12 protein-coding genes are annotated in these 13,512 nt (G+C 62.7%); 10 read left to right on the top strand and 2 right to left on the bottom strand.

Features of this window, described 5'->3' with window-relative positions:
- Nucleotides 1-18 precede the first annotated feature (18 nt).
- Together KI241_RS14260 and KI241_RS14255 are read left to right on the top strand one after the other, a co-directional pair.
- Nucleotides 19-1,275, top strand: a complete 1,257-nt coding sequence (locus KI241_RS14260; RefSeq protein ID WP_212802621.1) for a sensor histidine kinase — start codon at nucleotides 19-21, stop codon at nucleotides 1,273-1,275.
- Complete coding sequence (locus tag KI241_RS14255) at nucleotides 1,275-1,913, top strand: response regulator transcription factor (RefSeq protein WP_042729331.1); 639 nt, start codon at nucleotides 1,275-1,277, stop codon at nucleotides 1,911-1,913. Before KI241_RS14260 ends, KI241_RS14255 begins: the two co-directional genes overlap by 1 nt.
- A gap of 183 nt (nucleotides 1,914-2,096) precedes the next feature.
- Here the strand turns inward: KI241_RS14255 and KI241_RS14250 are convergent, their stop codons facing one another.
- Together KI241_RS14250 and exaA are read right to left on the bottom strand one after the other, a co-directional pair.
- Nucleotides 2,097-2,741: a pentapeptide repeat-containing protein gene (locus tag KI241_RS14250; protein ID WP_042729332.1), complete on the bottom strand. Its 645-nt coding sequence runs from the start codon at nucleotides 2,739-2,741 to the stop codon at nucleotides 2,097-2,099.
- A gap of 130 nt (nucleotides 2,742-2,871) precedes the next feature.
- Complete coding sequence (gene exaA / locus KI241_RS14245) at nucleotides 2,872-4,752, bottom strand: quinoprotein ethanol dehydrogenase (protein ID WP_212802620.1); 1,881 nt, start codon at nucleotides 4,750-4,752, stop codon at nucleotides 2,872-2,874.
- Between the two features lie 252 nt (nucleotides 4,753-5,004).
- On the opposite strand from exaA, the gene pedF reads away from it, so the two are divergent.
- From pedF to pqqA, 8 genes are all read left to right on the top strand, one after another.
- The gene (gene pedF, locus KI241_RS14240; RefSeq protein WP_042729334.1) at nucleotides 5,005-5,466 is read left to right on the top strand and encodes a cytochrome c-550 PedF; all 462 of its coding nucleotides are present in this window, start codon (nucleotides 5,005-5,007) and stop codon (nucleotides 5,464-5,466) included.
- A 5-nt stretch (nucleotides 5,467-5,471) separates the two neighbouring features.
- Nucleotides 5,472-6,347, top strand: a complete 876-nt coding sequence (locus tag KI241_RS14235; RefSeq protein WP_042729335.1) for a transporter substrate-binding domain-containing protein — start codon at nucleotides 5,472-5,474, stop codon at nucleotides 6,345-6,347.
- 53 nt (nucleotides 6,348-6,400) lie between these two features.
- Nucleotides 6,401-7,117 carry a quinoprotein dehydrogenase-associated SoxYZ-like carrier gene (locus KI241_RS14230; protein WP_244868294.1) on the top strand — a complete coding sequence of 239 codons (717 nt, stop codon included), beginning with the start codon at nucleotides 6,401-6,403 and terminating at the stop codon, nucleotides 7,115-7,117.
- A gap of 16 nt (nucleotides 7,118-7,133) precedes the next feature.
- Entirely contained in the window at nucleotides 7,134-8,069 is a 936-nt protein-coding gene (locus KI241_RS14225) for a quinoprotein relay system zinc metallohydrolase 1 (RefSeq protein ID WP_042729337.1), read from the top strand.
- A gap of 141 nt (nucleotides 8,070-8,210) precedes the next feature.
- Nucleotides 8,211-9,314, top strand: coding sequence for an RHS repeat-associated core domain-containing protein (locus tag KI241_RS14220; protein WP_212802618.1), 1,104 nt, complete (start codon nucleotides 8,211-8,213; stop codon nucleotides 9,312-9,314).
- 225 nt (nucleotides 9,315-9,539) lie between these two features.
- A complete protein-coding gene (locus KI241_RS14215; protein WP_212802617.1) occupies nucleotides 9,540-11,315 on the top strand; it encodes a PQQ-dependent methanol/ethanol family dehydrogenase in 1,776 nt (591 codons plus the stop codon).
- A 284-nt stretch (nucleotides 11,316-11,599) separates the two neighbouring features.
- Nucleotides 11,600-13,120 carry an aldehyde dehydrogenase family protein gene (locus KI241_RS14210; RefSeq protein WP_042729339.1) on the top strand — a complete coding sequence of 507 codons (1,521 nt, stop codon included), beginning with the start codon at nucleotides 11,600-11,602 and terminating at the stop codon, nucleotides 13,118-13,120.
- A 231-nt stretch (nucleotides 13,121-13,351) separates the two neighbouring features.
- Complete coding sequence (pqqA, locus tag KI241_RS14205; protein WP_003243383.1) at nucleotides 13,352-13,423, top strand: pyrroloquinoline quinone precursor peptide PqqA; 72 nt, start codon at nucleotides 13,352-13,354, stop codon at nucleotides 13,421-13,423.
- The last annotated feature ends 89 nt before the right edge of the window (nucleotides 13,424-13,512 follow it).

Raw genomic sequence — 13,512 nt, 5'->3', positions numbered from 1 at the left:
GACAACAGGCCGCTAACCATGTCAGCCCTCTGGCGAATCAATCTCTGGGTCACGGTGTTCTTCGCCCTGGTGACCCTGGCCTGCGCCACGCTGCTGTTGCACCAGGCCGTCGCCGATGTGCAGCGCGAACTGCAATCGGCCGGGTCGGTGGTGCATTACCTGCGCGAAACCGCCGAACGCGACCCGGCCAGCCTGCAACCACGACTCACCGGTAGCCTGCGCCACGTCCGCGTCCGTTGGTTGGCGCCGGGGGAACAGTTTCCGGCCGACCCCGACGCCGGGCTCAAGGACTGGCTCGGCCAGCGATTGCTGGAGGATGGGCCCGCCCCTCAAGTGGTGGACCTGCGGGACGGTCGACGGGCCTGGATTGCGGTCGATCCTCGGGACGAAATCGATGAGATCCTCGACTCGCTGGTGCAACTGCTGGGCGTCTGCGCCCTGGCTCTGTTGGTCAGCCTGTTGGTGATTCGCTGGGCGGTGCGCCAGGGCATGCGCCTGCTGGATGAGTTGCTCGATGCTCTGCGTCAGGTGTCCGCCGGGAACCTGCACGTGCGCCTGCCGGCCGAAGGCGTGCCTGAAGCCCAGCAACTGGCCGGGCATTTCAATCGGATGACCGCCGCGCTGGCCCAGGCCCAGGCCGACAATGCCCGGCTTACCCAGGCCCTGTTGGCCGTGCAGGAGCAGGAGCGCACCCAGCTGGCCCAGACCCTGCACGATGACCTGGGCCAGTATGTGGCGGGCATTCGCGCTCGGGCCTGCCTGCTGCGCCTGGTGCTGGACCAGCCACCAGTGCTGGAGCAGACGGTCGGTCAGTTGGAGGAACACTGCGAGCATTTGCAGCAGGGGTTCCGCGCGCTGGTGCATGACCTGTACCCGGTGGTCTTGCAGCACTTGTCGTTGCACGAAGCCGTCGGCTTGCTCGCCGGGCAATGGCAGAAGAACCAGGGCATCGCTTGCCAGGTGCACATCGATCAAGCGCTGCCGGCGTTGCCGGGGACGGACAAGACTCATCTGTATCGCTTGTTGCAGGAAGCGTTGACCAACGTGGCCCGGCACGCAGGCGCCACGCGGGTGCGGATCCGCCTGCAACACCGGGCCGGGCGCCTGCGCCTGCTGGTGCGTGATAACGGCCGCGGTGCGAAGCAGCCGCCGCGCGCCGGCGTGGGCCTGCATTCGATGATGGAGCGGGCCCGCAGCCTCGGCGGCGAGTTGCGCATTATCAGCCAGCCCGGCGACGGTTGGGCGCTGGCCTTGAACATGCCTCTGGAGGGCTGATGAACATTTTGCTGGTGGATGATCATGCGGTGGTCCGGCAGGGCTATGCCAGCCTGCTGCGGGCACTGATGCCGGACTTGCAGGTGCGGGAGGCGGCCACCGGGGAGGAGGCACTGAACCTGGTCCAGGAACAACTGCCTCACCTGGTGATCATGGACTTTGGCCTGCCGGGCATCAGCGGGCTGGAAACCACCCGGCGCCTGCGCCAGCGCCTGCCGCAACTGCGGGTGTTGTTTTTCAGCATGCACGACGAACTGCCGTTGGTGCGCCAGGCCCTGGACGCCGGCGCGGCGGGCTACCTGACCAAGAATTCGGCGCCCCAGGTGCTGGTGGAAGCGGTGCGCCGGGTGCTGGCCGGGCATGCCTACATCGAACAGTCCCTGGCGACGCAGCTGGCCTGCGCCAGCTCCCGGCACGCCGTCGACCCGCGCCTGCAATGCATGACCCAGCGCGAGCTGGAAATCTTCGTCATGCTTGCCAAGGGCACCCCGGCGCGCACGATTGCCGAGCAGTTGTGCATCAGCGCCAAGACCGTCTCCAACCACCTGACGCTGCTCAAGAGCAAGCTGCAGGTCAGCTCTCACGCCGAGTTGGTGCACCTGGGGATCGACCTGGGGGTGGTGCGGGTGGCGGGGTGACAGCCGACCTCCCTGGAATCAATCATTGTGGCGAGGGGATTTATCCCCGTTGGGCTGCGAAGCAGCCCCGATAAAACAATCACTCGAATGTTCCTGATACACCGAGTGTCAGATTTTAGGGCTGCTGCGCACCCCAGCGGGGATAAATCCCCTCGCCACAGTGAATGCAGTGTTTGCAATATTTCATTTATCCCAGGAGGTTGGACACCCCTCGCAGCCCTCCATATTCGCATCCTGGAAATTGCCGTAGTGCTGGCGTGAGCCGCTCAGGTTGGCCTGCGCCAGGTTGCTTTCCCCCAGCTTGGCTTCTTGCAGGTTGGCGTCGCGCAAGTCGGCGGCCGTGAGGTCGGCCTTGCTCAGCCAGGCCATTTCCAGGTCGGCGGCCTGCAGGTTGGCGCCTTGCAGCCTGGCGCCGGACAGGCGGGCGAATTGCAGGTAGGCGGCGCTCAGGTCGGCCCGCTGGAACTGCGCGCCCTGGGCAAACAGCCCCCAACCCTGGATGGCCTTGAGCGTGGCGCCGCTGAAGTCGGCCAGGCGCAGGTTGCTTTGTTGCAGGCTGGCGCGGGTCAGGTTGGCGCCTTGTAACTGGGCTTTCTCCAGGTTGGCCAGGTCCAGGCGCGCGTGCCGCAGGTCGGCATCGCGCAGATCGGCGCCACTGAGGTTCATTTTGCGCAAGTCCTGGTTCGCCAGCTTGGCGCCCCGCAGATGGGCGCCGGGGCATTGGCTGGATTCGGCGATGACGCAGCCGTTGATCGTCAGAACGGTGTCAGAGTCGTCAGCCTGGGCAAAAGCGCCGACGAGCAGAAGCAGCAATGGCAAGAGTTTCATGGCATCAACTCAGGTAAGTGTGGGAGCGGGCTTGCTCGCGAAGACGTCGGCACAGTCAAAATCCATATCAACCGAACCACCGCTTTCGCGAGCAAGCCCGCTCCCACAGGGATGGCGTACAGGTCAGGAGTTATTTCTGCGCAGTTGTCTTGTCCCAACTCGGGATCTTGAACACCCAGAACGACCCGCCCTGGGCCACCGGCTTGGTCAGTTCGGCCATGTCGCCGCCCCACAACGGCACCGCGCCGCCATAGCCGACGGTGACGCCGATGTACTGCTCGCCATCCTGCTCCCAGGTGATGGGCGGGGAGACGATCCCGCTGCCGGTCTGGAATTTCCACAGCTCCTGGCCGGTCTTGGCATCGAAGGCCTTGAAGAACCCGTCGCCGGTGCCGGTGAACACCAGGTTGCCCTTGGTGGCCAGCACGCCGGCCCAGAGCGGCAAGGGCTCCTTGTGTTCCCAAACGACCTTGCCGGTGGTGGGGTTCATCGCCCGCAGGGTGCCGACGTGATCGTCGTACATGCGCTTGATGCGAAACCCCATGCCCAGGTAGGCCGAGCCTTTCTTGTAGTTCACTTCTTCGGTCCAGTACTCCTCCTTCCACTGATTGCCGGGCACGTAGAACAGCCCGGTGTCTTGGCTGTAGGCCATGGGGTTCCAGTTCTTGCCACCGAGGAACGGCGGCGAGACTTCCACCGGCTTGCCCTTGGTTTCGCCGGGCAGGGGCTTGGCCGGACGCTGGCCGGGGTTTTCCACCGGGCGGCCGGTCTTCAGGTCGATGTGGCTGGCCCAGGTGATGTTGTCGACGAAGGGAAAGGCGTTCTGCAGCTTGCCGTTGTGGCGGTCGACCACATAGAAAAAACCGTTGCGGTCGGCATGGGCGGTGGCCTTGACCACCTTGCCGTCCTTGTCCTTGTAGTCGAACAGCACCAGCTCATTGTTGCCGGAAAAATCCCAGGCATCGTTGGGCGTGTGCTGGTAGAACCACTTCACTTCGCCGGTGCTCGGGTCGACGCCCACCTGGCCTGAGGTGTAGAGACTGTCGTAATCGTGGGGGTTGCCGTCCTTGGCTGTGCGCGCCCAGGTGTTCCAGGGGCCGGGGTTGCCCGCGCCGACAATGATGGTGTTGGTCTCGGGGTCGAAGCTCGCACTCTGCCAGGGTGCGCCGCCGCCATGGCTCCAGGCTTCGACCTTACCGGTCTCGGTGGTCTTGTCGTCGGGCCAGGACGGTGCCTTGACGTCGCCGGTGGGCGTGCGGTCCTTGCCGTTGAGGCGGCCCATGTGGCCTTCGACGAAGGGGCGCATCCAGACCTCTTCGCCGGTCTCCGGGTCGCGGGCGAACAACTGGCCGACCACGCCAAACTCGTCGCCGGAACTGCCGTGGATCAACAGCACCTTGCCGCTGGTCTTGTCTTTGATCAGCACCGGCGCGCCGGTCATGGTGTAGCCGCCGGCGTGGTCGCCGAACTTCTTGTTCCAGACCACCTTGCCGGTGTTCTTGTCCAGGGCGACCACCCGGGCGTCCAGCGTGCCGAAGTAGATCTTGTCGCCATAGATCGCCGCGCCACGGTTGACCACGTCGCAGCACGGACGGATGTTGTCTGGCAGCCGGTGGTTGTAGGTCCACAGGCGCTTGCCCGTCTTGGCATCGAGGGCAAAGACCCGCGAATACGAGCCGGTGACGTAGACCACGCCGTCGCTGACGATGGCCTGGGACTCCTGGCCGCGCTGCTTTTCGTCGCCGAAGGAGTAGGACCAGGCGGGGGTCAGCTTGAACACGTTCTTGTCGTTGACCTGGGCCAGCGGGCTCCAGCGCTGGGCGTTGGTGCCCATGCCGTACTGCAGGACATCCCGGGTGGTCAGGTGATCGTTGGCGATGTCTTCCCAGGTCACTCCCGGAGCGGTCGCGGCGGCGTGGGCCAGCGTGCCCAGCGTCAGGCTGCCGGCCAGCATCAGGGCCTGCACGGCAACGGCCAGGGGGGAGAAGGGGGGCAGTGTTCTTATTGTCATGGTAGCGATTCCCAGTGAGGTTTTGGCCTGACTAGGGTCGGTCGTGGCGATGCCTGGCCGATACGGAAAAAGTCCCGCCCTTGCCGGGAAGACTTCCCGATCCGGGTGTCTTTGCGACTTGCGTCGGAGGGCTTGCTACCAAGGAACTAGACCCCGGCCACCAAAGCAGCATTCGGCGGGGAACGGGCGCTTTCTAAGATGACGGCACGGCCTCTGCAGAGAGGTTTGCGTGCAATCTGAGAGGGCATAACAATGACAACAAAACGCAACGCCATCATCGCTAGCGCCTTGCTGATGGGGCTGATCGGCGCAGGCCCGGTGTGGGCCCACGGCAACGTAGTGCCCCAGGCAGTGGAAACCAAAGGGCTGACCCCGGTCAAGGACAGCAACCTGCCGCTCGACGCCGACGGCTGGGCTTCCCAGAACCCTTATCGCAATTCCCCCGAGCGCGACAAAGCGGTGGAAATCGGTGCTTCGGCGTACAACCAGAACTGTGCGGCCTGCCATGGCCTGGAGGCCAAGTCTGGTGGCATCGCCCCGGACCTGCGCCTGCTCGATGCCGCCGAGGCCGGAGACGAATGGTTTGTCGAGCGCGTGCGTCACGGTGCCGTGCGCGACGGTCGGGTCTACATGCCGAAAATGGCCGACTACCTGAGCCAGGAGGCCTTGTGGGCGGTGCGCTCTTACCTGGACAGCGTGCACGTCGAGGAGTGACCGTCATGCGCCTGTTCGCGTGGGTGATATGCAGCCTGCTGCTGTGGGGCCAGGCGGTGCAGGCGCAGGTGCGCAGCTACGACCAGATGATCGCCGCCGGCGAGTTGAAGGTGGCGGTCTACAAGGACTTCGCCCCCTACAGCTTCGAAGACCAGGGCCAACCCAGGGGCGTCGACGTCGAGTTGGCGCAAGCCCTGGCCAAGGCCCTGGGCGTGCGCCTGCAATTGATCTGGGCGCCGCCGGGCGAGAAGCTCGATGACGACCTGCGCGACTACATCTGGCGCGCCAGCCCGCTGCACGACCGCCAGCTTGCCGACTTGATGATGCGGGTGCCCTACGATCACGACTACGTGCAAAAGCGCAACGATGTCGGTGAGCTGGAGAATGCCCAGGTGGTGATGTTCGGTCCCTATCAGCAGGAGTGCTGGCAGGTGGCGTTTGACCGTCGGCGCCTGGACTCGGTGGCGAGTGTCGCGGTGTTCCAGCAGCACCCCATTGGTGTGGAAGTGGACAGCGTGCCGTCGTTCTACCTGACGTCGGTGTTCAACGGCATGCTCAGCGCCAAAACCCATCATTACCCCGGCGTGAACCAGGCCTTCAAGGCCATGCAGGCCGGGGAGGTCGATGCGGTCATGGCCATGCGCGGGGAGGTTGACTGGCAGATGCACCAGGCCGCCGACCCGCAACTGGCGCTGGCGGAAAACGCCTACCCGAACATGGGCAAGCAGCGTTGGGAAATCGGCATGGCGGTGCATGAAAGCAACCGCCAGTTGGCCTATGCGGTGGAAGAGGCCCTGGAGGGTCTGATCCGCGACGGCAGCCTCAAGGCCATCTATGCCCATTACGGCCTGCGGTATGACGTGCCGCAGATGTATCAGTAGGAGCGCAAGGGATGAAATGGCTCGTGTGTGGGCTGTTGGGGCTTGGCCTGCCGATGATGGGGCTGGCGGCCGTCGAACCGGGAAAGGATCCGGTGCCGTCGGTGATGTGGGCGTTCTATCACAAGCAACTGCTGCGCGATGCGCCGTTCGTGTTCGACGATCGCGTCCGATTGGTGGCCCCGCCCTTTGCCGAAGATGCGCGCCAGGTGCCGCTGGAAATCGATGCCCGGGCCCTCGGCGCGGACGTGGTGCGGGTGTTGGCCTGGGCTGAACTGAACCCGTTGCCGAAAGTCGTCGATTTCCAGCCGGTGGCGCGGGTGCAGCCCTGGCTGTCGATCCGCATTCGCATCGAGCAGGCCACGCCGTTGCGTGCCGCCGTGCAAACCCGCGATGGCCTGTGGCACGTCGGCTCGACCTTGATCGACGCGGCCGGTGGCGGTTGCACCGCGCCCAGCGTGGTGCGCACCCAGCCCGGTTGGGAAGAACACCTGGGCGAAGTGCTCGGGGCCCGCTATCCCCGGGGCGACAGCAGGCGCTTGCGTGTGCAGGTTGCCCACCCGATGGACAACGGCCTGGTGAGCGGTATCCCCGAGTTCTACCTCAACCAGGCCCAACTGCTGGGCGCCGACGGCGAGGCGTTGGCGCGCTTGGAGCTCTTCCCGGCCGTCAGCGAAAACCCCAACCTGGGTTTCGATATCCAAGGCCCGGGCCGCACCCGGTTATTGCTGCGTGACAACAGCGGCAATGCTTTCGAAGCGGCGATCCCCTGACCACAAGGAGTGCGCCATGCGCTGGTTGTTGCTGATCTTCATAGGCCTGTGCTGGCCGGCCTGGGCCGGCTCGGACTATGGGCTCAAGCCCCGGCAGATCGCTGCGGATACCTGGCTGCTGGAAGGCAGCACCGAGAACTTTGCCAAGGCCAACGGCGGCAACATCGTCAATACCGGTTTCATCGTCACCGACGCCGGGGTAGTGGTGATCGACACCGGGCCGTCCAAGCGCTACGGCGAGGCCCTGCGCCAGGCCATCTCGGCAACGACCGACAAACCGGTCATCCAGGTGCTGCTGACCCATCATCACCCCGATCATGTGCTCGGCAACCAGGCCTTCGGCGACGTGCCCATCGGCGCGCTGGCGGGCACCACGCAGCTGCTGCGTGAGCAGGGCGATGCGCTGGCGGAGAACATGTACCGGTTGGTGGGCGACTGGATGCGCGGCACCGAAGTGCTGCTGCCGACCCAGGTGCTGGAGCCTGGCCCGCTGCAGGTGGGCAATCATTCGTTGCGGCTGTTGCAGATGGCCGGGCACACCGGCGCGGACCTGGCGATCCTCGATGAAACCACGGGCGTATTGTTCGCCGGTGACCTGGTGTTCTACGAGCGCGCCCTGACCACTCCCAACAGCCCCGGGCTCGATGTCTGGCTCCACGACCTGGACACCTTGCAGGCCTTGCCCTGGAAACTGATCGTGCCCGGCCACGGCCCGGTGGCAAGCGACAGCGGCCCCTTTGTGCAGATGCGCGATTACCTCGGTTGGCTTGATCAACTGATGCGCGAAGGCGCCGCACGGGGCGACGACATGGCCGAGATGATCCGCAGCCCCATCCCCGAGCGCTTCGCCGCAATCAGCCTGAGCCGGTATGAGTTGATCCGCAGTGTCAGCCACCTGTATCCGCGGTATGAGCGGGCGGGGATGAAGCGGGTGGACAGCAAACCTCGATAATCCTGTGGCGAGGCCATGGAAGGCGCTACCTCTCAAGGAAACGCACGTGGTCATGGAGATGCTTCAGTCCTAGCAGTTCTGTTAGTAGCCGCCCATCCCAATCCATTGAATACTTGTGCTTGGCTTTCTGGAGCACACCCGATGCAAACCCCATGGAAAACCGTGCTCTGCCGATACCATTACGATGCGCTCGATCATCTAAACGCCCAGACGCTGCCGGGTAAACCCAGGCTTCAACGCTTCCATTGCGAAAATCGCCTGGCCACGGAGATTCAAGGCGTGGTACGGCGTTCAATTATCCAGCAGGGGGGCTGGCTGTTCGCACAACAACAGCACCACGACACTCTATTCGACGCCACGCTACTGGCCACCGATGGTCAGCAGTCAGTGTTATTCACGATTGCCGAAAGCAATCGCAGGCAATCCATCGCCTATTCACCTTACGGTCATCCTTCGACTGAAAACGGTCCGAGTCGCGTTCCGGGTTTCAACGGTGAACAGCCGGACCCGGTGACCGGGCATTACCCGTTGGGTAACGGCTATCGGACATTCAATCCCGTGTTGATGCGATTTAACAGTCCGGACAGGTTCAGTCCGTTTGGAAAGGGTGGACTGAATGCCTATGTTTATTGTTCTGGTGATCCGATTAATAAAAAAGACCCGGAAGGAACGAGTCCATTTACTTGGTTGGCCCGGCAGGTGGGTTTGAAGAAAATTCATTTAGGTGGCGGGGTATGGACTAGAAAAGGCATTCCTGCTGGTGTGGGAAAGCATTTCTACTCCCGCGCAAAGGAAATAGATAACAAGCTGGAATTTTTAGAGGAGTCATTGAGGAGAAAGATGTTCAACGCGGATTATCAGGAGTTAAGCGCTTCCAAAGAACCCCCCGTCGTGACTTCGTTGCGGCTTGAAAAGCTTGCTTATGATGTGTTGCCTAAGCGGTCTTATCCATTTGGTATAGAACAGGGTTTAGAAAGTCCTTTTGATGAAGTCGTAAGAAATGTGGCGGCGGCTGACAGGCAAACATATCTTGATCGAGAACGATATAGGGGAGTGCTCAAATATGTGGCTGATCGACCCAATAAGCGTATTTTAGATACGTTAACTTTGGCGGGACTTGATAAAAGTCTTGATCCGGAAATGGTTAATTTGTACTGCCTTAGAATGGCAAGGGTGAAAACTGAACAGACGGATAAATTGACTCGTGAGTACAATACAATTTTTACGAGGTATATACGTAAATAAAAATCGGGAATAGTCATGTTTCATTGAAAAAGTCGATCGCTACCTCCCACAGATTGAGGGCTGGTCGGGAAGCGGGAGGTCGGTGGCGAATTGGCGCCTCACATGTACCAAGGAACTAGAAAACTCAACACAGCGGGCAATTGTTGGCAGGGGCTGCGGGCCCAAGAATCTGCGCCAGACCGGGAAAATTTCCCGGGTATAACAATAATCGCAGAGGTAGCCGTCATGACTCATCCCGCACGTCGCCAACCCTTCGCCGTGAGCTTGCTGCTCAGTGCCATGCTGCTGTCCGGTTCGGCCTTGGCTGCCGTGACCGATCAGGAAATTCTCCAGGACCCGAAGAACCCGCAGCAGGTCGTGACCAACGGCCTGGGCGTCCAGGGTCAGCGCTACAGCCCGCTGGCGACCCTCAACACCGACAACGTCAAGGACCTGCGCCCGGTCTGGGCCTTTTCCTTTGGCGGTGAAAAGCAGCGTGGCCAGCAGGCGCAGCCCATGATCAAGGACGGGGTGATGTACCTCACCGGGTCCTATTCGCGGGTGTTTGCCGTGGATGCGCGCACCGGCAAGAAACTCTGGCAGTACGACGCGCGTCTGCCCGATGACATCCGCCCTTGCTGCGACGTGATCAACCGTGGCGTGGCGTTGTATGGCGACCTGGTGTTCTTCGGCACCCTCGACGCCAAGCTGGTGGCCTTGAACAAGGACACCGGTAAAGTGGTGTGGAGCAAGAAGGTCGCCGACCACAAGGAAGGTTACTCCATCAGTGCCGCGCCGCTGGTGATCAACGGCAAGCTGATCACCGGCGTGGCCGGTGGCGAGTTTGGCGTGGTGGGCCAGATCAGCGCCTTCGACCCGAAGAACGGCGAGCTGCTGTGGACCCGTCCGACCGTGGAAGGCCACATGGGTTATGTCTACAAGGATGGCAAGGCCATCGAGAACGGGATCTCCGGCGGTGAGGCCGGCAAGACCTGGCCGGGCGATCTCTGGAAAACGGGCGGTGCCGCGCCGTGGCTGGGCGGTTACTACGACCCGGAAACCAACCTGCTGTTGTTCGGTACCGGCAACCCGGCGCCGTGGAACTCCCACCTGCGTCCTGGCGACAACCTCTATTCCTCGTCGCGCCTGGCGCTGAACCCGGACGATGGCAGCATCAAGTGGCACTTCCAGAGCACGCCGCACGATGGCTGGGACTACGACGGCGTCAACGAGCTGATCTCGTTCAACTACAAGGAAGGCGGCAAGGACATCAAGGCGGCGGCCACGGCCGACCGCAACGGTTTCTTCTACGTGCTCGATCGCACCAACGGCAAGTTCATCCGTGGCTTCCCGTTTGTCGACAAGATCACCTGGGCCAGCGGCCTGGACAAGGAGGGGCGGCCGATCTACAACGAGGCCAGCCGACCGGGCGCGCCGGGCAGCGAGGCCAAGGGCAGCTCGGTGTTCGTCGCGCCGGCGTTCCTGGGGGCGAAGAACTGGATGCCGATGGCGTACAACCAGGACACCGGGCTGTTCTATGTGCCTTCCAACGAGTGGGGCATGGACATCTGGAACGAAGGCATCGCCTACAAGAAGGGCGCGGCGTTCCTGGGGGCCGGGTTCACCATCAAGCCGCTGAACGAAGACTACATCGGCGTGCTGCGGGCCATTGACCCCAAGACCGGCAAGGAAGTCTGGCGCCACAAGAACTTCGCGCCGCTGTGGGGCGGGGTGCTCACCACCAAGGGCAACCTGGTGTTCACCGGCACGCCTGAAGGCTTCCTCCAGGCCTTCAATGCCAAGACCGGCGAGAAGGTCTGGGAATTCCAGACCGGTTCCGGTGTGCTGGGCTCACCGATCACCTGGGAAATGGACGGTGAGCAATACGTCTCCGTGGTCTCGGGCTGGGGCGGCGCGGTGCCGCTGTGGGGGGGCGAAGTCGCCAAGCGGGTGAAGGACTTCAACCAGGGCGGCATGCTCTGGACCTTCAAGTTGCCGAAGGACTTGGTGGCCAAGCACTGAGCCAACTCTGGCAAGTGCAGAACCTGTGGAAAATGTAGAACCTGTGGGAGCGAGCTTGCTCGCGATGGGGCCAGAACATCCTGCATTGATGTTGACTGATCCGCCGCCATCGCGAGCAAGCTCGCTCCCACAAAAAAGCCCGGGTCATCCTCAGATCGCGGCAAAACCTACGACCAAATAACGAGAGCTTCCCTGCCAACGACGCATTCGTCCGCCGCACGGGGCTCTCTACCATCGGCCTATCGCCTGTCCCGTGACAGGCATCGACCAGGCAGAGGCCCATCATGATCTACGCACAACCCGGAACCCCAGGCGCCGTCGTTTCCTTCAAGCCGCGCTACGGCAACTTCATCGGCGGCGAGTTCGTCGCGCCCGTCCACGGCGAATATTTCACCAACACCTCGCCGGTCAATGGCGAAGTGATCGCCGAATTTCCACGCTCCAGCGCCGCCGACATCGACAAGGCCCTGGACGCCGCCCATGCCGCCGCCGACGCCTGGGGCAAGACCTCGGTCCAGGACCGCTCGCGGGTGCTGTTGAAAATCGCTGACCGTATCGAACAACACCTGGAACTGCTGGCGGTCAGCGAGACCTGGGACAACGGCAAGGCCGTGCGCGAAACCCTCAACGCCGACGTGCCGCTTTCAGCCGACCATTTCCGTTATTTCGCCGGCTGCATCCGGGCCCAGGAGGGCGGCGCCGCCGAGATCAACGAGCTGACCACCGCCTACCATTTCCACGAACCGCTGGGCGTGGTCGGGCAGATCATCCCGTGGAACTTCCCACTGCTGATGGCCGCCTGGAAACTCGCCCCGGCCCTGGCGGCCGGCAACTGCATCGTGCTCAAGCCGGCGGAACAGACGCCGCTGTCGATCACGGTGTTCGTCGAGCTGATCGCCGACCTGCTGCCGCCCGGCGTGCTGAACATTGTCCATGGTTTCGGCCGCGAAGCCGGTGAAGCCTTGGCCACCAGCAAGCGTATCGCCAAGATCGCCTTCACCGGTTCCACCCCGGTCGGATCGCACATCATGAAATGCGCCGCCGAGAACATCATCCCGTCCACCGTGGAGCTGGGCGGCAAGTCGCCGAACATCTTCTTCGAGGACATCATGCAGGCCGAGCCGGCCTTCATCGAAAAAGCCGCCGAAGGCTTGGTGCTGGCGTTCTTCAACCAAGGCGAGGTCTGCACCTGCCCGTCACGGGCGCTGGTGCAGGAATCGATCTACGCGCCGTTCATGGCCGAGGTGATGAAGAAGATCGCCAAGATCAAGCGTGGCAATCCCCTGGACACCGAAACGATGGTCGGCGCCCAGGCCTCGCAGCAGCAATACGACAAGATCCTGTCGTACCTGGACATTGCCCGGGAAGAGGGCGCCGAACTGCTCACCGGTGGCGCGGCCGAGCGCCTGGAAGGTGACTTGTCGAGCGGCTATTACATCCAGCCGACCCTGCTCAAGGGCCACAACAAGATGCGCGTGTTCCAGGAGGAAATCTTCGGCCCGGTGGTGGGCGTGACCACCTTCAAGGACGAAGCCGAAGCCCTGGCGATCGCCAACGACACCGAGTTCGGCCTCGGCGCCGGCCTGTGGACCCGCGACATCAACCGCGCCTACCGCATGGGCCGGGCGATCAAGGCCGGCCGCGTATGGACCAACTGCTACCACCTGTACCCGGCACATGCCGCGTTCGGCGGCTACAAGAAGTCGGGCGTGGGCCGTGAAACCCACAAGATGATGCTCGATCACTACCAGCAGACCAAGAACCTGCTGGTGAGCTACGACGTCAATCCGCTGGGGTTCTTCTAGTAACTCCTGTGGGAGCGGGCTTGCCCGCGAAGGCGTCAGTAGATTCAGCACTTCTGCAAGCTGAACCACCGCCTTCGCGAGCAAGCCCGCTCCTACAATTGAGTGTTGTGTGATGCCTGAAATCGCTACCAACGCACCCCGCCCACCGCTGCGAAAGTAGCATTCGAACCCAGGGCGCACCGTGCATTAATGAGTCACCGGAATCGTCCGGTACAAGAAGAGGAAAGACCCATGTGGACTAAACCCGCGTACACCGACCTGCGTATTGGCTTTGAAGTGACGATGTACTTCGCCAACCGATGAGTGCCGGCCCGGTCTGGCGCGTCCAGGCCGGGCTACCCATTGGTCTGATTGCATTCACGGCGGGATGCTTTAGGCTCAGAGTATCCCCG

Origin of the sequence: Pseudomonas sp. Cab53 (genome assembly GCF_018325965.1) — a bacterium.
Classification (GTDB): domain Bacteria; phylum Pseudomonadota; class Gammaproteobacteria; order Pseudomonadales; family Pseudomonadaceae; genus Aquipseudomonas; species Aquipseudomonas chlororaphis_E.
Note: the sequence above shows the minus strand (reverse complement) of the source record. Positions and strands in the feature narration are given on the sequence as shown.

Excerpts from the sequence above, each read along its gene's own strand:
- KI241_RS14210 (WP_042729339.1), top strand. The coding sequence starts at position 11,600 with ATGATCTACGCACAACCCGGAACCCCAGGCGCCGTCGTTTCCTTCAAG.
- KI241_RS14220 (WP_212802618.1), top strand. The coding sequence starts at position 8,211 with ATGCAAACCCCATGGAAAACCGTGCTCTGCCGATACCATTACGATGCG.
- KI241_RS14250 (WP_042729332.1), bottom strand. The coding sequence starts at position 2,741 with ATGAAACTCTTGCCATTGCTGCTTCTGCTCGTCGGCGCTTTTGCCCAG.
- KI241_RS14215 (WP_212802617.1), top strand. The coding sequence starts at position 9,540 with ATGACTCATCCCGCACGTCGCCAACCCTTCGCCGTGAGCTTGCTGCTC.
- KI241_RS14225 (WP_042729337.1), top strand. The coding sequence starts at position 7,134 with ATGCGCTGGTTGTTGCTGATCTTCATAGGCCTGTGCTGGCCGGCCTGG.
- KI241_RS14255 (WP_042729331.1), top strand. The coding sequence starts at position 1,275 with ATGAACATTTTGCTGGTGGATGATCATGCGGTGGTCCGGCAGGGCTAT.
- KI241_RS14230 (WP_244868294.1), top strand. The coding sequence starts at position 6,401 with ATGATGGGGCTGGCGGCCGTCGAACCGGGAAAGGATCCGGTGCCGTCG.
- KI241_RS14235 (WP_042729335.1), top strand. The coding sequence starts at position 5,472 with ATGCGCCTGTTCGCGTGGGTGATATGCAGCCTGCTGCTGTGGGGCCAG.
- exaA (WP_212802620.1), bottom strand. The coding sequence starts at position 4,752 with ATGACAATAAGAACACTGCCCCCCTTCTCCCCCCTGGCCGTTGCCGTG.
- pedF (WP_042729334.1), top strand. The coding sequence starts at position 5,005 with ATGACAACAAAACGCAACGCCATCATCGCTAGCGCCTTGCTGATGGGG.
- KI241_RS14260 (WP_212802621.1), top strand. The coding sequence starts at position 19 with ATGTCAGCCCTCTGGCGAATCAATCTCTGGGTCACGGTGTTCTTCGCC.